This is a genomic window from Koromonas soli (assembly GCF_059726265.1).
In genome coordinates this window covers 2,185,916-2,204,022 of the sequence record NZ_AP040872.1, presented here as the reverse complement: position 1 = coordinate 2,204,022, position 18,107 = coordinate 2,185,916, and the positions used below count along the sequence as shown (strand labels likewise).

The 18,107-nt window shown below is 56.7% G+C and carries 18 protein-coding genes; 12 read left to right on the top strand and 6 right to left on the bottom strand.

Annotation, left to right across the window (positions count from 1 at the left end):
* Window positions 1–4 precede the first annotated feature (4 nt).
* Window positions 5–733: a (Fe-S)-binding protein gene (locus AC6IY8_RS09625; protein ID WP_497778580.1), complete on the bottom strand. Its 729-nt coding sequence runs from the start codon at window positions 731–733 to the stop codon at window positions 5–7.
* Window positions 734–1,003: 270 nt separating this feature from the next.
* Here AC6IY8_RS09625 and AC6IY8_RS09620 point away from each other — a divergent pair, with 270 nt between their 5' ends.
* Both AC6IY8_RS09620 and AC6IY8_RS09615 read left to right on the top strand, forming a co-directional pair.
* Window positions 1,004–1,975, top strand: a complete 972-nt coding sequence (locus AC6IY8_RS09620; protein ID WP_497778579.1) for a GNAT family N-acetyltransferase — start codon at window positions 1,004–1,006, stop codon at window positions 1,973–1,975.
* Window positions 1,976–2,104: 129 nt separating this feature from the next.
* A complete protein-coding gene (locus tag AC6IY8_RS09615) occupies window positions 2,105–3,307 on the top strand; it encodes a polysaccharide deacetylase family protein (RefSeq protein ID WP_497778578.1) in 1,203 nt (400 codons plus the stop codon).
* Window positions 3,308–3,335: 28 nt separating this feature from the next.
* On the opposite strand, the gene AC6IY8_RS09610 is transcribed toward AC6IY8_RS09615, so the two are convergent.
* A complete protein-coding gene (locus AC6IY8_RS09610) occupies window positions 3,336–3,650 on the bottom strand; it encodes a PilZ domain-containing protein (protein WP_497778577.1) in 315 nt (104 codons plus the stop codon).
* Window positions 3,651–4,132: 482 nt separating this feature from the next.
* On the opposite strand from AC6IY8_RS09610, the gene AC6IY8_RS09605 reads away from it, so the two are divergent.
* From AC6IY8_RS09605 to AC6IY8_RS09575, 7 genes are all read left to right on the top strand, one after another.
* Entirely contained in the window at window positions 4,133–4,966 is an 834-nt protein-coding gene (locus tag AC6IY8_RS09605; protein ID WP_497778576.1) for a hypothetical protein, read from the top strand.
* A 56-nt stretch (window positions 4,967–5,022) separates the two neighbouring features.
* The gene (locus AC6IY8_RS09600) at window positions 5,023–6,015 is read left to right on the top strand and encodes an aliphatic sulfonate ABC transporter substrate-binding protein (protein WP_497778575.1); all 993 of its coding nucleotides are present in this window, start codon (window positions 5,023–5,025) and stop codon (window positions 6,013–6,015) included.
* 32 nt (window positions 6,016–6,047) lie between these two features.
* Window positions 6,048–6,875 carry an ABC transporter permease gene (locus tag AC6IY8_RS09595; RefSeq protein ID WP_497778574.1) on the top strand — a complete coding sequence of 276 codons (828 nt, stop codon included), beginning with the start codon at window positions 6,048–6,050 and terminating at the stop codon, window positions 6,873–6,875.
* Window positions 6,876–6,894: 19 nt separating this feature from the next.
* Entirely contained in the window at window positions 6,895–7,713 is an 819-nt protein-coding gene (locus AC6IY8_RS09590) for an ABC transporter ATP-binding protein (protein WP_497778573.1), read from the top strand.
* A 246-nt stretch (window positions 7,714–7,959) separates the two neighbouring features.
* Window positions 7,960–8,580, top strand: coding sequence for an RNA polymerase sigma factor (locus AC6IY8_RS09585; RefSeq protein WP_497778572.1), 621 nt, complete (start codon window positions 7,960–7,962; stop codon window positions 8,578–8,580).
* Window positions 8,577–9,593, top strand: coding sequence for an anti-sigma factor (locus tag AC6IY8_RS09580; RefSeq protein WP_497778571.1), 1,017 nt, complete (start codon window positions 8,577–8,579; stop codon window positions 9,591–9,593). Before AC6IY8_RS09585 ends, AC6IY8_RS09580 begins: the two co-directional genes overlap by 4 nt.
* A 157-nt stretch (window positions 9,594–9,750) precedes the next feature.
* Window positions 9,751–10,902, top strand: coding sequence for a hypothetical protein (locus AC6IY8_RS09575; protein ID WP_497778570.1), 1,152 nt, complete (start codon window positions 9,751–9,753; stop codon window positions 10,900–10,902).
* 72 nt (window positions 10,903–10,974) lie between these two features.
* Here AC6IY8_RS09575 and AC6IY8_RS09570 read toward each other — a convergent pair whose 3' ends face one another.
* Together AC6IY8_RS09570 and AC6IY8_RS09565 are read right to left on the bottom strand one after the other, a co-directional pair.
* Window positions 10,975–11,541, bottom strand: a complete 567-nt coding sequence (locus AC6IY8_RS09570; RefSeq protein ID WP_497778569.1) for a CDP-alcohol phosphatidyltransferase family protein — start codon at window positions 11,539–11,541, stop codon at window positions 10,975–10,977.
* Window positions 11,532–11,858, bottom strand: a complete 327-nt coding sequence (locus AC6IY8_RS09565) for a hypothetical protein (RefSeq protein WP_497778568.1) — start codon at window positions 11,856–11,858, stop codon at window positions 11,532–11,534. Before AC6IY8_RS09565 ends, AC6IY8_RS09570 begins: the two co-directional genes overlap by 10 nt.
* 107 nt (window positions 11,859–11,965) lie before the next feature.
* On the opposite strand from AC6IY8_RS09565, the gene AC6IY8_RS09560 reads away from it, so the two are divergent.
* Window positions 11,966–12,928, top strand: a complete 963-nt coding sequence (locus tag AC6IY8_RS09560; RefSeq protein ID WP_497778567.1) for an EamA family transporter — start codon at window positions 11,966–11,968, stop codon at window positions 12,926–12,928.
* A 75-nt stretch (window positions 12,929–13,003) separates the two neighbouring features.
* On the opposite strand, the gene cysS is transcribed toward AC6IY8_RS09560, so the two are convergent.
* Window positions 13,004–14,497 (bottom strand): cysteine--tRNA ligase, encoded by a 1,494-nt coding sequence (gene cysS / locus AC6IY8_RS09555; RefSeq protein WP_497778566.1) that lies wholly within the window; start codon window positions 14,495–14,497, stop codon window positions 13,004–13,006.
* A gap of 30 nt (window positions 14,498–14,527) precedes the next feature.
* Between cysS and AC6IY8_RS09550 the strand changes: the two genes are divergently transcribed.
* Together AC6IY8_RS09550 and AC6IY8_RS09545 are read left to right on the top strand one after the other, a co-directional pair.
* Entirely contained in the window at window positions 14,528–14,968 is a 441-nt protein-coding gene (locus AC6IY8_RS09550) for a hypothetical protein (protein ID WP_497778565.1), read from the top strand.
* 507 nt (window positions 14,969–15,475) lie between these two features.
* Window positions 15,476–16,873, top strand: a complete 1,398-nt coding sequence (locus AC6IY8_RS09545) for an acetyl ornithine aminotransferase family protein (protein ID WP_497778564.1) — start codon at window positions 15,476–15,478, stop codon at window positions 16,871–16,873.
* 85 nt (window positions 16,874–16,958) lie between these two features.
* Here the strand turns inward: AC6IY8_RS09545 and AC6IY8_RS09540 are convergent, their stop codons facing one another.
* Window positions 16,959–18,017 (bottom strand): methyltransferase, encoded by a 1,059-nt coding sequence (locus tag AC6IY8_RS09540; RefSeq protein WP_497778563.1) that lies wholly within the window; start codon window positions 18,015–18,017, stop codon window positions 16,959–16,961.
* Window positions 18,018–18,107 lie beyond the last annotated feature (90 nt).

Sequence of the window (18,107 nt, the reverse complement as noted above, 5' to 3'; positions counted from 1 at the left end):
TTCCTTAACTCTGTTGTGCCAATATGCTCGCCAGGTGAATAGCTTGGACGGCCGCTTTTCGTCGTCGAAGAACTCCGTCAATTTGCATGAGGCAGCTCGGGTCGCACGCTGTGACAAACTCCGCTCCGGAAGCTTCGATGTTCCCGGCCTTTACCTCTCCCATGGCGCCAGAAATCTCAGGAAACTTGACTGAGAAGACTCCGCCGAATCCGCAGCATTCCTCGCTCGCTCCCAGATCAACGAACCGCAGGTCGCGAACGCCTCGCAACAACTTTCGCGGCTGCTCCTTGATGTGCAATTCCCGCAGAAGGTGGCAGGAGTCGTGGTATGTCACTGCCTTCGGAAACGATGCGCCCACGTCGGTCACACCCGCTATGTCCACCAGAAACTCCGAAAACTCAAACACACGCTTTGCCAGCGAGATTGCGTCTTCTCGCAATGCGCTCTTGCCAAGCAATTCGGGATAGGAGCAACGCACCAGAGCTGTGCACGAACCCGAAGGGCAGACCACGGCTTCCGCGTCACGGAACACGCGAACGAATCTCTCGGCCACGGGACGAGCCTCGTCCCAGAAGCCGGCATTGAACGCGGGCTGTCCGCAGCAGGTCTGCTCCTCTGGGAAATACACGTCAAACCCAATGCGCTTCAACACTGTAGCCATGTCCATGGCCACCTGTGGCGCAAGTTGGTCTACGAAGCAGGGAACGAATAATGTTGCTAATTTTCTCTTCATGCACTCTGGCTTCAATCAGATGCTGAAATCCGCCGGCACCCGAAGCTGCTGATGATGACACAAATCGAGATTTATGCGTAGCAGGATCGGAATCCAGGTTCTTAAAAGGTCAATCGAACTTTGGCAATTTACCTGCTTCGGCTAACATCAAGCGTTTGGGCCAAAGTAGCGTGCCTATACCTTGAGGGCTCCAGGTTGCCGGTTTTTGAGATCAATCCGCTAGCAGATTCCAGGTGGGAAAGCTTTCTGCTACAGCACCCAAAAGCTGGCGTGTTTCATAGCCGTGCATGGCTTGAGGCGCTCTTCAGGACCTACGATTATCGGTCTCGCGCCTTTACCACTTCCTCACCGGATCAGCCGATACAGGACGCGATCGTGTTTTGCAATGTAAATAGCTGGATTACCGGCCGCCGCCTGGTTTCACTTCCGTTCTCCGATCATTGCGACCCATTAGCATCCGCGGAAGCGACGCATGAGATTTTGGCTCACGTTCGCGAACGCATGATGGCACAGAATTTCGAGTATTTTGAGCTCCGGCCATCTTGCCCAGACGAGCTATTCAGCTCCGTGGACAGCCTGCAAATGAGCGAGACCTTCTACCGACACACGTTGTCTCTTGAAGCACCGCTGGATGGATTGTTTCGCAACATGCATCGCGACTGCATCCAGCGGAAGGTCCGCCGCGCAGAGAGGGAAGGGCTGCGTTATGAACGCGGAAACTCTGAAGTGCTTCTCTCGCACTTTTATTCGCTTCTGGTGAGAACGCGTCGGCGCCATGGCATGCCACCGCAGCCGTTTGCCTGGTTTCGCAATTTGTCCGAATCGAGGGGCCAACGGTTACTCCTGCGTGTCGCCTACAAAGAAAGAGTTCCAGTCGCAGCGGTCATGACACTCACGTTCAAGCAAGTCGTTACCTATAAATATGGCTGCAGTCACGAGCACTTCAACCCGCTCGGCGGCATGCCTTTCCTTTTCTGGAGAACCATTCAGGAATCACACGATCAGGGTATGCGGGAGCTTGATCTAGGACGCTCCGACATAGGCGATGAAGGACTTGCCACATTCAAGGACCGCCTCGGCGCGCGGCGCACCCGCCTTACATACTTACGTTGCTGGAAAGAGCCACCTTCACATCGGAAGTCTCCGGAGTGGGTGACGCATCTTGCTGATCAGGTCTTATCCCATCTGCCGGATTACGCTTTGAAGGCGACAGGGAAGTTTCTGTACCCTCATATAGGCTAAGTCACGCATCTTATTTCAGAGTAGGCAGGTAGCAGAGCTTTTCTGGATGCGAAACCGAATCAACCATGCGACTGCCTCGCCCATCGGATGCGACGATTACTCGAGCACTATCGATTGCCGGAATCACTGGTGGATTCTATTTCCGCCGCCGAGGCAGCGGAATTTCCTCAGCTTTCCGACGAGTGCATCGACCAGTTCCTTCTAGAGCAGTACTCGCTTTCGTCTCAACAACGACATCCTATCGGCAGATTGCTTCGTCCCGCTTACTACGGGTTGCGCCCGCTGCTTCCGGTATGCATTCGCAAATACCTACAGCGCCTTTACTTTTCCGGCTGGCAGGATATTCCATTTCCTTCGTGGCCGGTGGACGTCAGCGTTGAGGACCTTCGGCGACAACAACTTGTACTACTGATGAGCGCACAGGGAATCGACTCGATCCCCTTTATTTGGTTTTGGCCTGAGGGCCACAATTCTTGTGTCATCGTCACCCACGACATTGAAACCCGCCGCGGAAGAGATTTCTCTCCCACCCTCATGCGGATTGATGAGGAGCACGGGATACGAGCATCTTTCCAGGTCATCCCTGAGCGTCGTTACCCGGTTTCCTCCGAATTCCTGTCGGAAATCCGCGAACGAGGATTTGGGATCAATGTTCATGACCTCGATCACGCCGGCAACCTGTTCCTGTCTGAACATACTTTCATGCAGCGCCTCTCGGCTATTAATCGTTATGGCCATGAGTTCCAAGCTGCGGGGTTCCGAGCCGGTGCCATGTATCGAAATCAGCACTGGTATGACGCGCTCGAGTTCGAGTACGACATGTCTGTGCCCAACGTCGCTCATCTCGAACCACAGCAGGGCGGTTGTTGTACGGTCTTTCCTTACTTCATTGGCAAGCTACTCGAGATCCCTCTTACCACGGCTCAAGACTATGCTTTGTTCGATTTATTGCGCCAAACCTCGATTGACCTCTGGTTACAGCAGATCGAAGCCATTCAGCAGCAGCATGGACTCATCAGCATTCTGGTCCATCCTGATTACATTCAGAGCAGTCTGCGGCAGGGGCTCTACCGCAAGCTATTGACACATCTCAATAAACTGAGCGAGCAGGGTGAAACCTTCATTTCCACTCCCGATCAGGTGAATGCGTGGTGGCGCACCCGAGCACAACTTAAGCTCGCACGTGAGGACTCAAGCTGGAGGATTCAAGGCGATGGCAGCGAGCGCGCACGGCTCGCCTACGCTTGCCGCGAAGGGAACTCGATCGTATATCGGATCGACAGCGTCGTTGAGAATCGCGATTTCCGCGCGCGTGCACGGCGCCGGAGCTAGCGCCCATGCCCCGGGGCGCAAGCTGCCTTCACGGCTTCGATCCCAGGAATTCATATCGTTCTATCTTTATCGCGAGCCCATCCCACTCTCCTCCAGGTTCCTTGCGCACAATACTTCCGTCGCACAGAGTGACGATCCTGCAGGAGGTCGTAATCTCCTTGGGAAACGTAATCAGGAAGCGGATAGGATCTTTCAGATCGATACTCCTGTTTACGCTAAGGAACACTCCACTTGCGCTGACATCTCTAGTGATGACACTAAGCTTGGCACCATCGTCAAACAGTATCTCCACTGGAATCCGCAATGGGAAGCGAGCGGCTGTACGGTGATCAATCGCACTCATTGGCATGCATTCTGACCCGGGCTCGGGGGATTTCGTGTAGATTCGTTCATCTTCTTGTCGAACGTGCTCATTTCATGTCGTGACGAAGCAACACGTGAGCATTTTTGTAACCGAAGTCTTGCGTCCTGAATGCAAGCAGATTGCTGTCAGAATGTGTCCGTAAGTGCAAGTCCGTGCATTTCGGGTTCCCCTACTTTCGCCATAGTGCCCGCCCGTACAGGGCACAATCGTCATTGACTCCTGAGAGCAAATTCAGGTATAACCACAAAACCGTATGAAGCTTTGTTGCCAGACCGGACGAATGATGTGCATGTGTTGCATGTGCATGTGTTGCTGCACGAATTCATCTGGCGCAAGGGAGATCACGGTATAGCACTTATCTAAACCAGGATCTGAAGTACCAACCCACCCGCCGGACTCAATCGGGTGGGTTTTTTATTTTGCTTTGAATTCAGGCGATTCAAATGTGAGGTTCTGCTGTTATGGATGGAGCGGCGTTAAAGAAAAAGATTGTCAGAGAGGCAAGAAAGCTTGGGGCCGACCTCGTCGGGTTTGCTCCTGCTTCCCGATGGCCTGAATACAACGAACTCGAGACGCAGTACTGGCCGCAAACCATCTGGCGTAAGGCTGAAACTGTCATCGTACTCGGTGTTCCCATGCTGCTGCCCATCGTGGAAAGTACGCCATCCATCAACCACACGGTTCTCTACGACACGACGAATGTGCTGCTTGATCAGATGGGTTATCGCCTCTCCGTCTGGCTGAATAACCTTGGGCACGCATCGATCTTCATGCCGCGCGATGGCTATGGCAGCCTCGAGATTCTGTTGAAGAAAATGGCGGCGTGCTTCAGTCAGGTCTATGCGGGCAAGTACGCCGGCCTTGGCACCATTGGTTATAGCCATAACCTGCTCAATCCGAAATACGGGCCCCGCGTGCGATACGTATCGGTTGTGACGGCCGCAAAGCTTCCCGGCGATCCGATGATTGCAAAAGACCTCTGCACTGGTTGCAAGATCTGCGGAAGGCTCTGTCCATCGCAGGCTCTCAGCCCTCGTCCCAACTCGCGAATCGGCGAACTGGATGCCGTGAAGTGCACCCAGGTGCACCAGGAACTCGCGGCCGAAAACCGTTGGCCTTGTGGCGTCTGCTCGAAGGTATGCCACGTCGGCGAAGACCGTAAGTTGTACGACAGCACCAACATTCGCCTTTACGTCCAAGAGCGCGAGGTCATAGAAAACGATCCTTCGCACCCTGATTACAAGCACCTTGTACACCTTCGCGGACACGGATCAAGCGGCGATCGCAAATGCTGATCACACATTCACTGAACAATGATTCCGCCATCGAGCGAAACCACTTGGAGACTATTTTGAGAAATCTATCGATTCGATCAGCTGCCGCATTTGTCCTTTTGGCCATTGTGTTTTCGCTTGCTGGGTGCAACAAGACTGCCGACAATGGCAAACCAGAAGTACTCAAGATCGATTACGCCTACTACAACCCGCTTAGCCTCGTTCTCAAGGAAAAGCATTTCCTTGAAGACGACCTTGCAAAAGATGGCGTACGCGTTGAGTGGACACTGAGCCAGGGCAGCAACAAGTCGCTCGAACTGTTGAACAGCAAGAGCGTGGATTTCGGTTCCACCGCGGGTGCCGCAGCCTTCATCGGCAAATCCAACGGAAACCCCATCAAGACGATCTACGTCTATTCGCAACCCGAATGGACGGCGTTAGTCGTTCGCAAAGACAGCCCGATCGCGAAGGTAGAAGATCTCAAGGGTAAGAAGATCGCTGTGACCCGTGGTACCGATCCTCATGTCTTCCTGCTTCGCTCGCTGTATCAGGCAGGACTTAGCGAGAAGGATGTAGAGATCGTTCCGCTCCAGCACTCCGACGGCAGAAACGCTCTCGAGCGCGGCGACGTTGATGCGTGGGCCGGCCTCGATCCCCTGATGGCGCAGACTGAAGTCGAGAAAGGCTCGCGCTTGTTCCATCGCGACCTATCGCTCAACAGCTACGGCGTGCTCAACGTTCGCGAGGAGTTTGCAAAGCAACATGCGGATTACGTGAAACGCGTGCTTGCCGCCTACGAGAAGGCTCGCCTCTGGGCTCTCCAGAACCCTGCGGAATTCAAAGCTCTTTACGTGCGCGATGCCAAGCTAACTGATGCGGTGGGTGCCAAGGTGCTCGAACGCACCAACATCAGCAACTCCGTTATTGGCGATGAGCAGAAGAAGGTCATCTCCTCCTCTGCCGACGTGCTGAAGAAGAGTGGCGTCATTGCAAGCAGCACAGACGTAGCTGCAGGTGCAAATGAACTGATTGATCCGCAGTACGTCCGCGTAACCGTCGCGAGCAAGTAGAACGGCATGTGTAACGCATCGAGAACACGACAATGAGCAGTGCCACACAAGAGACAACCTTGCTACCGCTTGCGGCGATACGCGAGCGGTCCATACACCATGCGAAGCGTGTCGTGCCCTCACGATTGCTTGGCCTCGTGGTGCCCGTCATCGGAGTAATCGCGTGGGAACTGCTTTCCCGCGCGGGAGTGTTTCCTCCCAATGCGCTTCCGGCACCATCGGTCGTTGCGCAAACCATCGTCGACCTTGCTCGTACTGGCGAACTGTGGAGGCATCTTGAAATCACGGTCTGGCGTATCACCGTTGGCTTTCTGATCGGTGCGGCGGTCGGTACGCTCCTCGGTGGGCTCACCGGATATGTATCGATTGCGCGCAAACTGCTCGACCCGCTGCTTCACGCGTTGCGCAATATCCCGTCGATGGCGTGGGTGCCATTGTTCCTGCTTTGGCTTGGTATACAGGAAACTTCCAAGATCGCGCTCATCGCCTTGGGAGCCTTCTTTCCCGTGTACCTGAATCTTTCCAGCGGCATGAGCCACGTCGATCCCAAGCTGATTGAGGTCGGGCGCATCTACCGCCTCAACGCTGTTCAAATGATTCGCCGGGTCATTCTGCCAGCCGCGCTGCCGGAGTATTTCGTCGGTCTTCGCAGCGGATTGGGGCTGGCGTGGATGTTCGTGGTCGCCGCCGAACTGATGGGAGCAAGCCGCGGCCTCGGCTTCCTGATGATCGACGGGCAGATGACAGGGCGAGCCTCGGTCATCCTGGCTTCGGTGATTCTGTTCGCCATTCTCGGCAAGACAACTGACTTTTTGCTGGAGCGGCTTGGCCTCAGGCTTTTGCGTTACAAGACCCAGTGACATGGGCGAGGAGATTCAGGTGAGTAGTATTGACGTGCCATCGGCTGAGGCGCTCTCCGGCGTCGCGCAAAACGGCTCGCTCGAAGTTCGTTCGGTGACCAAGAGCTTCGGCTCCAACGGCAGCTCATTGCTTGTCGTTGAGGACATAAACCTGAGCATCCCTGCCGGGGAGTTCACCTGCATTGTCGGCGGCAGCGGATGCGGCAAGACAACGCTGCTCCGGATCGTTGCCGGGCTCGAAGGCAATTACAGCGGAGCCGTCGTGCTCGGCGGTGAACGCATTACCGGCCCGGGGCTGGACCGCGGGCTGGTGTTCCAGGAGCATCGCCTTCTTCCGTGGCTTACCGTGCAGGAGAATGTTGCATTCGGCATCCGCGAGCTGCCTGCCACCGAGCGCGACACCCGAGTAGCGGACTCAATCCAACTAGTCGGCCTTCGTGGGTTCGAGCTCAGCTACCCTCACCAGCTCTCCGGCGGAATGGCTCAGCGTGTTGCCATCGCCCGCGCACTAGTAAGCCGTCCTCAACTGCTGTTGCTTGACGAACCATTCGGAGCTCTTGACGCTCTCACCCGCATACGCATGCAGCATGAGCTTCTCAGGATCTGGAGCGCCCATCGCAGCACCATGATCCTGGTCACTCATGACATCGACGAGGCAATCTTCCTTGCCGACCGCATTGTGATCATGTCGCCCCGGCCCGGCACTATCAAACGCATCGTCCGGGTCGATTTGCCCCGTCCGCGCGACCGCACCAGCGCTTCTGTCGCCGATCTGCGCAGGAGCATCTATCGTGAGTTCTTCACCAATCAGGAGGTCCCTGAGGACTACGAGATCTGAGCAGCCATAAAGATGATGGCGTGGTGAAGCTATCTCTCTCCGGGCGGTGCGCGCTTTTGCTGGCTTGCCCGGGAAGCAGATACTCTTTCCCGATGGGCCTGCTGCCTTCTCTAGGCTCTTATCAGGTCTTGCTCAAGCAGCATCCACCCCAGTTCTTCGCAAACTCATCTTAAATTTGTGGAACTAACCCCCGGCCTGTCGGTAATACTGTAAGGACTACAGGTTGTCCGCAATGCCGTGAGCTCGATGCCCTTGACCGATGTTCTATCGGAGCCCGAACTCCTCCGCCTCGCCATCTCAGGTGACGAGGAAGCCTTTGCTGCGCTTTACGAACGTTTAAAAGGAAATGTTTATCGCTTCGCTCTGCATATGACTGGTTCGGTATCACTCGCCGAGGACATCACCCACGACTCCTTCATTACATTGATGGAGGAAGGCGAGAAGTTCGATGAATCCAAGGGCCAGGTAGTGTCTTTCCTTCTCGGTATTGCGCGCAACTTTGTCCGGCGTGCCTATCGTTCCGAGGCCCGAGTCGAGCCGTTGACCTCTGAGAACGAGCGGGGCGAGGAGGTCGAGCTTGTGCTGGAAAGTTCTCACGACACGGTCGGCGAAGTTCTCCGGGGTGAGACTGTTGACCTTGTCCGCGAAGCCGTGCAATCGCTCCCGTCTCATTACCGCGAAGTGGTTGTTCTCTGCGATCTCTGTGAAATGTCTTACGCCGATGCCAGTGCCCAGCTCGGCTGCAATTTGGGAACCGTACGTTCGCGCCTTAATCGCGCTCACAGCCTGCTCGCAAAAAAGCTCGAAACTCGTATCCAGCCCTCTGGCAAACAGGCTGGTGGACTCATTCAAGGGTGTTTGCTATGAGATGCAAAGACTTTGACTCTCACATCGACGAGATGATTTCCGGCATCCTCCATCCGGAGGCGAGCCAGCACGCGCAACAGTGCGAGCGCTGCAGCTCGCACCTTCGCGCCCGTAGCAGTTTGCAGTCTAGCCTGCGAAAGTTGGCCGCGGTGACGCCTTCCGGTCCGTCGCGTGCCACGGATCGCGCTGTAATGGAGTCCTATCGCCGACTTCAGCAACGGCGCGCCGCCTGGAACTCCACGCCAGTGTCTGACGCGGCTCCGGCGGCGCGACTGCACACGCCTCAGGCGCGCAGCTTCGTTCCGGAGTGGGCATCGCCTCGCTCGTGGACTGCACGCGCATCGGGCTCCCGCACATGGCTGAGCGGAGCTGCTGCCGCCGCACTCGTATTTGCCGTATTCGGTTCGGCTGTCCACCTGTGGACGGGCACACCCACGGTCAGCGCTCCCACTATCGCTACGGCGCCTGCCGCGCCGCAGACCACCGCTCCGGCACGAGATTCCGGCAATGTCGCAGTGGCGTCCAGTTCGGCCACTCGCGCTGCTTCGCCTGCCGCACGCAGCCTTAAGCAGCGGTCGCGCTCCATTGCATCGCAACTCCAGGCGGCCGAGTCTCAGCTTGCGTCGGCGGCTTTTACCTCCGAACGTTCTCAATCTCCGGCTCCAGTTGTGGCGCGCGTTTCGCGGCCCACCATCGCTTACTCCGGGGCTCAGAGTTATGACTCCGAGCCTGTGACACAGATATCGCCAAGCGCACCCAGTGTCATGAGGCTCGCCAGCACGGGGGCGTCGAGCAATGTGGCTCAGTCCGCCAGTTCCACTTGGCCCGGCTACTCGAACCTTATGTATTGCGATCCTGTTATCTGTTCAGGACCTATGCAGGTGGTAAAGATCAAGGTTCCGGTTGGGCAGGTGAAGCCCAATGTAGGACAGACAGTTGGCAATGCTTTCGTCAATGCTGAGGTCGTAATCGGTCCCGATGGCGTCGCCCGCGCCATCCGTGTCGCGAATTAGCGGGCTGCCGTTCGAGTGTTTTCTGCTGGAGCGGGATTTGGAAAGGCTAGTGAACGATGCGCTGTAGTTCTGTGGTACTTGAGATTATGTCGCGAATCAGAGTCATGAATGGTGTCCGAATGATCACTGATGTGAAAAGGTCGGGAGTTCCATGCAAATGAAGGTTCGTCTGATTAGCGCTGCTTCGCTTTCGCTTGCGGGTTTCATGGCAGTGCTGCCGCATTCCACGCTGGCGCAGGAAACCGCTGCACAGGTACCTGTTCCTTCTGCCTCCAGCGGACAGGCTTCAGCCGCTCCCGCGTCCAACGACTCGGTTCCTCCTATTACTGTTCAGATCGCACCTCCGCCTATTTCCATTTCCTCTTCCATGATGGGCGTTGCCAGTCCTCTCGGAGCCAAGGCTACCATCGGCAAGCCGGTCTTTGCCGAATTCCGCACCGAACACCACCAGAGCTTTACCGACGGCAATCGGATCTCGCGTGCCACGACCTCCACCATCTATCGCGATGCCCTTGGCCGCATCCGCCGCGAATCGCAGCTCTCGATGCCCGGGGTTTCCGCTGCTGTTTCCGCGGCGACCTTCATCACCATCATCGATCAGAAGCTCGGCTACGGCTACGTTCTTGATCCTCAGGAAATGATCGCGCATCGCTACGAGCTCAACGCCGCCGGTCCCTCCTATGTAGCCCGGGTAAACGCGCAAGGATCCGGAACTACGCTGCTATCGGCGAACTCTAAGGAAGGGACTAGCAACTCCGCCACCCCGGCGTCGCCCGCACCTTCCACTGGCACGTCGCACTGGCGGCTCCATGGGTTTTCCCCTCGCCACCGCGGCGAGCCGAATACATCGAACGGCGTTGTTCCCGGGCAGCTGAATACTAGTTTTCTGTCGGCCGAGTCGGCTGCCGCGTCCAGCGCCCCTCCTGCCGTACGCATCGATCAGCCATTCCTTGCTGCGCCCAATCCTGTACGTACTGAGAACCTCGGCGAGCAGACGATTCTGGGATTTCGTACGCTCGGCACGCGGGTGATCACCACTTTGCCTGCCGGACAAATCGGCAATGACCGCCCCATTAATATTGTGAGCGAGCAGTGGTTCTCGCCCGAACTCGATCTTGTAATGCGTAGCATGCATCGTGACCCGTGGGCTGGCGAACTCGTCACCACCATCACCAAGATTTCCCGTGGAGACCAGCCTGCGCCGTTGTTCGAAGTCCCTACACCCTACAAGGTTATTGACGCGGCCAACGAAGGGGAACACCACGTTCTCGATGGCCACTCCTACCATCCCGGCCCCTCTCCCTGGTAGGAAAGGGAAGAATCCAAAGTAAAAGCCCACATCAGCTATGCGCGGATGTGGGCTTCTATTTTTCCGTCGATTTCACTTCACGGTTGGTAGCTTCTTCAATCTCTGGCCCGTAAGCAAAACGTAATGCAGCGCCGATGCCAGCGTGAACGCGAATACCTCGTACAGCAGCACCTGCCGGATGATCAGTATTACGTCCGCCCTGTAAACCTTAGCCAGCAGCGCGAAGAACACTGCGGCAATTTGGAACCCCGTGTTTACCTTGCCAAATATTCCCGGCCGGAAATCCCTTAGCCCGACGGTGTACAGCAGCGCCGAGATCACCAGGATCGACAGATCGCGCGAGAATACCAGCACCGTATAGTGCCAAGGGATGAGCTGGTTGGAACTCATCACCAGAAATAGCGAGCTGAGTAGCAGCTTATCGGCGATCGGGTCCAGATATTCGCCAAGCTTGGTTTTCTGATGAAGCAGCCTTGCTGCCAGCCCGTCCAACCCGTCGCTCAACCCGGCAATTACCACCAGTACCAGCGCTGTCTGATATCGCCTGTCCACAATGCAGATGTTTATGAAAGGGATAAAAAACAGACGCATTAGCGTTAATTGGTTCGGGGCTGTCCAGAACTGGTTGGTTATGCGCATTTCTCACCGGTTGCAAAGACTTCCTTCACCGAGCGCCCGGCGTTTGACGCAAAGCTTTCAGCCAGTGAAGGTAGCTCGCCAGCAGGCATATCGAGCTCCATTTGTTCCACTCTGTGCATGGGGAAGAACAGTGTTGAAGCTCCCGCCCGCTCGCCTGCACGGATCTGCCTGGCCAGATCGTCCAGCGACTCGAGCGACACGCCGCGCAGCTCCACCCCCGCTGCCGTCAGCCTGAGCAGAATGCCAAAGTATTTCTGCCGCGGCGAGTGCAGCGTCAACAACACAACCGAACCTTCGTCGAAACCGCGTCCATGCATGTCGTTATGATTCTGCCGCTTGAAAGTCCAACTTACAAGTGCAACGGCAGCTCTGTTTCGGTGCCTCGTTCCACTGTCCTGTAAACCTGATAAAGTTGATGTATCCCATGAACCAAGTTACAACCCCCAGACGCCTGCACGTTGTGATCGCATTTGCGCTGGTTTATGTGCTCTGGGGCTCCACTTATCTCGCAATCCGACTCTCGGTGGACCACCTCACGCCGCTTATCATGGGCGGTCTGCGCTTCACCACAGCCGGACTGCTCATGCTCGGTATCCGGGCTCTCGGCGGCCACCGCATTCTGATGCCGCGCCGCGATCTCCTGCGCCTTGCCGTTATCGGAATTCTGCTGCTCGTAACTGCGAACGTGGTGCTTGGATGGGCGGAAACCTACATTCCAACCGGACTTGCGGCTTTGTTCATTGCCGTTACTCCGCTCTGGTTTCTCATTCTCGAACGCATCAGCCATAGCACCGACCATCTTTCGCCTCGCGGTCTCGCGGGAATCGTCCTCGGCGTTCTCGGGGTAGCAATTCTGCTCTGGCCTGACATCTCCGGCCACACCAATTTTGGAGGCCGCCAGCTCTTCGGCTCCGTGCTCGTACTACTTTCCAGCATCAGTTGGGCGACCGGGTCGATCCTTACCCGGCGCTGGCATATTACAGTCGATCCTTATACTGCAAGCGGCTGGCAAATGCTCTTCGCCGGACTCCTCTGCTGTGTTCTGTCCGTTCTCTTCGGAGACTTCCACCGCGCCACGTGGGCCGCCAGTTCTCTGTGGGCTATCGTTTATCTGATCTTCGCCGGATCGCTCATTGGTTTTACCGCGTACGTGTGGCTGCTAAAGAACGTTGCCATCGCGAAAGTCGCTACTTATGCTTACGTCAACCCGATCATCGCTCTCATACTCGGTTGCGCGTTTCATGGCGAGAAGATGGACCGTTACATGCTTGCGGGCTCCGTGGTCGTCATCCTGTCAGTGATTCTCGTGACCGGAGCCAAGGTTCAGCATCGCGCCACAGAGAAAGAAGCTCTCGACCTCGAACCGGTTGAACCCACAGGCGATTAGCCCCCTACAGAACGCGAATTAAACGTAAAGAGCGGCGTAATGGCCGCTCTTTGGAGAGTGCGAGTGGAGCGCGGCTTACTTCCTCCGCCACCTCACGCCGTCCTTTGTATTTTCCAACACAATTCCTTGCGCCAAGAGTTCATCGCGAACGGCATCGCTCGTCTTGAAATCCTTCGCCTTGCGCGCTGCTGAATGCTTCGCCACCAACTCTTCGACCTGCGCGTCGCTCAATGCCGCGCTTTTCGCAATTTCCAGCGTGGCCGGACTGATCTTGTCCTCCAGGCCCTCCGCCTTGGCCCAGTCAACGATTGCCTTCACGTGCGCGCCGTCTTCGTCTTTCAACACGGCAAAGATCTCGTCGAACTTCGCCAAAGCATCGAGCAGCGCCGGAATGTCGTCCTTCTTAACCTTGCCATGGTCGGCCGCGGCGTTCACATCTCGAACCAGATCGAAGATCGCAGCTAGTGCTTGCGCCGTGTTCAGATCGTCATCCAGAGCCTTTTGCATTTCGCACACGGCCTTCTTAGCCATCTCTGAGATTTCAGGATTCGCACCCTCGGGCCAGTGATCAGTTTCAAGCCGCAGCTTGAAATTTCTGAAGCGCTCCACCGAGTTTGCCGACTGCACCAATCCGTCGAAGGTGAAATTCAACTGCTTGCGATAGGGAACCGACGAAAGCAGCAATCGGATCGACGAAGGCTTGTGGCCCATCAGTACCAGGTCGCGCAGGGTAAAGAAGTTTCCCAGCGACTTCGACATCTTCTGCCCTTCCACCAGCAGAAAACGCACATGCATCCAGTGTCGCGCGAAAGTCTTCCCGGTCAGCGACTCGCTTTGCGCGATCTCGTTCTCGTGATGCGGGAACATCAGATCTTCGCCGCCCGCGTGCAGATCGAACGTTTCGCCCAGGTACTCCATTGCCATCGTGGAGCACTCGATATGCCACCCCGGACGACCGCGCCCAATCTCCGTGTCCCAGCTCGCCTCGCCTTCTTTCGGAGCCTTCCACAGCGCGAAATCCCGGGCGTCGTCCTTTTCATACTCGTCCGCGTCCGTCCTGCCGCCGCCATCGGTAATCATCCCGGCGAAGTCCTTCTTGCTTAGCTTTCCATACTCCGGGAATTTGGCTATGCGGAAGTACCACGAACCGTCCTCGGCCTGGTAAGCATAGCCCTTATCCGCCAGCTTGCGTATGAACCGCGCCATCTCAGTGATGTGCTCGGTTGCGCGCGAAATGCGTTCCGGCTGCTCGATCCCCAGCGTCTCCATGTCTTCCAAGAATGCCTTCTCGAACTTCTTCGTGTACTCGCCGATTGGCACTCCGCGCTGGTTTGCGTTCTTGATGATCTTGTCGTCCACGTCGGTGATGTTCATGACGTGCATCAGCTTCAGCCCGCTCTGGCGCATGTAGCGGCGGAAGACGTCCACCGCGACGAACGTGCGGAAATTACCGATGTGGCCGTAGTCATAAACCGTGGGACCGCAGGCATAGAAGCGCACCGTATCGCCCTCTGCCGGTGCAAACTCTTCAATCCTGCCGCTAAGTGAGTTATACAAATCGAGCGCCATTATCTTCCTTCGTACGGAAATCAGATCAGAATGAGTCTTTTAGAATCGCACTTCGATTCTACGGGCGTGCCTTCCTATGCCGCAACAAGCCGGAAATTTTACGGCACTGGCTCAGGTGCGGCGGTCACAGATCGAACCAGATCCGAGGCCCAATATTCGAACGCGAAGAGTTGCAGCGAAGTTTGCGCAGCTCATAGCCGTGGGGGCATTGCTCTATGCAGAAGTTTGAATTCCTCAATCTATGCCCGCACGCTTGCCATTACCTATCCCGGAACATTGGCCGCATGTCGCCCAAACAAGCATACGAAGCTGTTGCAATATGCCGAACGTATCTGGAACATTCATGACGGCAGCGAGGAGCAGCGGATTGACAAAGCCATCGAGGCCACCCGCTCCTTCTTTGAAGGCGTCGGCGTCAAATCGCATTTCAAGGGCTATGACCTGCCCACCAGCATCGCTAAGCGTTCTTGACTACCTTGGCTGGAACAAACTTGGAGAGCGTCAGGACATAGGACCTGAGAAGGTCGAGGAGATACTCTCCTTCAGTCTGTAGCAAATGCTGCAACTCACAACGTCCCCGTTCCGGCTCTTCCCGGACGGGGGCCTTTTTGTCTACTCTGACCCACAACATAAAGCCCGTTTACCTGCCCAGAATCGGGTTATAATCTGGCCACCTCTTTGGAGGGGTGCGCCGTATGCTGTTCATGAGCTCTCATCCGCAGCCGCGCTCGTATCGCGATCATGGATTCACGCGCAGCGTTTCCGCGCGCACCATCTGGTCACGGTTCGCCTCTCCTCGGGCCGATCTTGTGGATTCTCCTTCGCACTGCCGCCCAAACCTGTTCTCTGGCGACTAGGTTCATACTCCTCCGCACATATATTGCTGGCTGTTGCTCCTGATCGCGCTTCTCTCGTCGGGAACATTGGCCCGCACCGTTATACCTGTCCGCACCAGAGCAAAGCATTCAGGAGGAACCCATGCCACCCTCGAACATGACCGTTGCAGCGACGGATGCCCCCATCATCCGCACCAAGCTTCCCGGGCCTACCGCCCGTAAGATCATCGCCGACGACAACCGGCTCATCTCACCGTCCTATACTCGTTCCTACCCCTTGGTCGCCAAGCGTGGTCGCGGCATCGTGATAGAAGATGTGGACGGCAACGAATTCTTCGACTTCTCAGCCGGCATCGCTGTCACATCCACTGGACACTGTCATCCGGAAGTGGTCGAAGCCATACAGAAGCAGTCGGCTGAACTGCTGCACATGTCCGGCACCGACTTTTACTATCCGCAGCTTACCGAGCTCGCCGCCCGGTTATCGCAGATCGCGCCCATGCCCGGCCCGCATCGTGTTCACTACGGCAACTCCGGTGCCGAAGCTGTTGAGGCCGCACTCAAGCTTGCGCGCTATCACACGCGGCGGCAGCACATCATTGCTTTCCACGGTGCCTTCCACGGACGCACGATGGGAGCGCTCTCGCTGACCTGTTCCAAAGCGCAGCAGCGACGCCGCTTCTCGCCGCTAGTTCCGGGCGTGGTGCATGTGCCTTATCCAAATCTGTATCGTCGTCCTGCGGGCAGCGATCCCGAGCAGTACTCTCGCGATGTTGCGCGATACATCGAGGATTGGATCTTCCGCACGGAAGTTCCACCTGAAGAGTGCGCTGCCATTGTGGTCGAGGCATTCCAGGGAGAAGGCGGCTACCTACCCGCGCCCCCGGCATTCCTTCAGGAACTCCGTCGTCTCTGCGACAAGCATGGCATTCTGCTGATCGTGGATGAAGTGCAGTCCGGCATGGGACGCACGGGCAAGTGGTGGGCTATCGAACACTCCGGCGTGGCTCCGGACATGATTTGCGTAGCCAAGGGCATCGCCAGCGGCTTGCCGTTATCGGCCCTCATCACGCGCGCCGATATCATGGACTGGGTTCCCGGTTCCCATGCTTCTACCTTCGGTGGAAACCCCGTGGCAATCGCTGCCGCTCTCAAAACCATCGACATCATTGAGCGCGAGCTGCTCGACAACGCTCACGATGTTGGCGAACACATTCTCTCCCGCATCTACGATTGGCCACAAAGACTGCCGCTCGTAGGCGATGTTCGCGGCCGCGGCCTGATGATCGGCATCGAACTGGTCGTCGATAAACACACCAAGGCCCCCGCTGGCGAACAACGCGATCATGTCGTCGAGCTAGCCTTCGAGAAGGGAATTCTCTTCCTCGGTTGCGGGACGAACACCCTGCGCCTGAGTCCGCCGCTCATCGTAACCAAGCAGCAAGCCGATGTTGCTCTCGATGTCCTTGAGGAATGCATCATGGACGTGGGCTCCGGCAAATATCAGCGCCCAAGCTGGGGAGAAGAAGTAGGCTCGTAAAAGGGAACTGCTCCAGAGACCGTGCTCTCTGGAGCAGTTTCAATCTCACCAATTATGGCGCGCGAACCGCGCTCGGTTATAACTCTCAGCGGTTGGCTTTCACGGCTTCGATCACCGAAAGCGGCGAATCATTCGGAACGATTCTCTGCAGGCGAAGCCCCGCTTTGGCCAGCAGATCTCGATACTCGCCTGCTGTTCTCTCCTGTCCGCCCGGCATCGCCATCATTTCCAGGTCGATCAACTTGCCCATGTGTGGCTCGTCTCCCTCGGGCAGGATAGCTTCGACCAGCAGGATCTTCCCATCGCCATTCATCGACTTCGCACAATTGCGCAGAATCGTCAGAGCCTTCGATTCTTCCCAGTCATGAATGATGTGCTTCATGATGTAACTGTCGGCCACCGGCACGCTCTCAAAGAAGTTGCCGCTCACCGCCTGGCATCGCTCTTCCAATCCTGCCGCCTTCACGCGCTCGCGTGTCTGCTCAATCACATGATCGAGATCGAACACAATGCCTTTCATGTCCGGATGCTTCTGCAGAATGCTGGTCAGCAGCAGTCCATGCCCGCCGGCAACATCGCACAGCGTTCCCATCCCAGAGAAGTCATACGTTGCGAGCACCGCCGGAACCACCATAGCCGTGATCGCCGTCATCGCATTGTTGAATTCCCTGTTGCACTCCTGGTCGGTATGGAAGTAGTCGAAACAAGGCACTCCAACAGCCTGCTCCACGCACGTCTCGCCCGTCTTCAATGAGTGCGAAAACTCGGCATAGGTGCGGAAGTGGAACGAATTCGTCAGCCACAGTGCCGCGTCGAACGCCTGCGACGGATGATCCGAGCGCAGAACTTCCGACGCTGGGGTGTTGGCGTAGTACCCGGGCGAGATCTCGGTGAAGATTCCGGCCGAGGCCACAGCACGGAGGCAGCGGCCTAACGCCTGCTCGTTTACGTCTGCGGCTCCCGCCATCTCGCTGACGTTTTTCGCTCCAGCCGCAAGCTGGTCGGGAATGCGGCACTTGAGAACAGCGTGCAAAGCCGCACACATAAGAATGCCGGAAGCGATCTGAAACACATGCTGTACGTGCTCTGGACCCGGATGTGGGTTAAGCGTGCCGGTCGTGTGTTCTACAGGGGCAGTGGACATCAATGAACTCCGTCTTGTGTGAAGTGAGCCCAAAATGCAATCCGGGTACTCTATCACAGAGTGGCGTGACGAGAGTCACATTGTGCGGTT

Coding starts and splice junctions, on each gene's coding strand:
- AC6IY8_RS09585 (WP_497778572.1), top strand. CDS start 7,960: ATGCCCTTGACCGATGTTCTATCGGAGCCCGAACTCCTCCGCCTCGCC.
- AC6IY8_RS09545 (WP_497778564.1), top strand. CDS start 15,476: ATGCCACCCTCGAACATGACCGTTGCAGCGACGGATGCCCCCATCATC.
- AC6IY8_RS09565 (WP_497778568.1), bottom strand. CDS start 11,858: ATGCATGGACGCGGTTTCGACGAAGGTTCGGTTGTGTTGTTGACGCTG.
- AC6IY8_RS09540 (WP_497778563.1), bottom strand. CDS start 18,017: ATGTCCACTGCCCCTGTAGAACACACGACCGGCACGCTTAACCCACAT.
- AC6IY8_RS09580 (WP_497778571.1), top strand. CDS start 8,577: ATGAGATGCAAAGACTTTGACTCTCACATCGACGAGATGATTTCCGGC.
- AC6IY8_RS09550 (WP_497778565.1), top strand. CDS start 14,528: ATGAGTCTTTTAGAATCGCACTTCGATTCTACGGGCGTGCCTTCCTAT.
- AC6IY8_RS09575 (WP_497778570.1), top strand. CDS start 9,751: ATGAAGGTTCGTCTGATTAGCGCTGCTTCGCTTTCGCTTGCGGGTTTC.
- AC6IY8_RS09570 (WP_497778569.1), bottom strand. CDS start 11,541: ATGCGCATAACCAACCAGTTCTGGACAGCCCCGAACCAATTAACGCTA.
- AC6IY8_RS09625 (WP_497778580.1), bottom strand. CDS start 733: ATGAAGAGAAAATTAGCAACATTATTCGTTCCCTGCTTCGTAGACCAA.
- cysS (WP_497778566.1), bottom strand. CDS start 14,497: ATGGCGCTCGATTTGTATAACTCACTTAGCGGCAGGATTGAAGAGTTT.
- AC6IY8_RS09610 (WP_497778577.1), bottom strand. CDS start 3,650: ATGAGTGCGATTGATCACCGTACAGCCGCTCGCTTCCCATTGCGGATT.
- AC6IY8_RS09560 (WP_497778567.1), top strand. CDS start 11,966: ATGAACCAAGTTACAACCCCCAGACGCCTGCACGTTGTGATCGCATTT.
- AC6IY8_RS09595 (WP_497778574.1), top strand. CDS start 6,048: ATGAGCAGTGCCACACAAGAGACAACCTTGCTACCGCTTGCGGCGATA.
- AC6IY8_RS09605 (WP_497778576.1), top strand. CDS start 4,133: ATGGATGGAGCGGCGTTAAAGAAAAAGATTGTCAGAGAGGCAAGAAAG.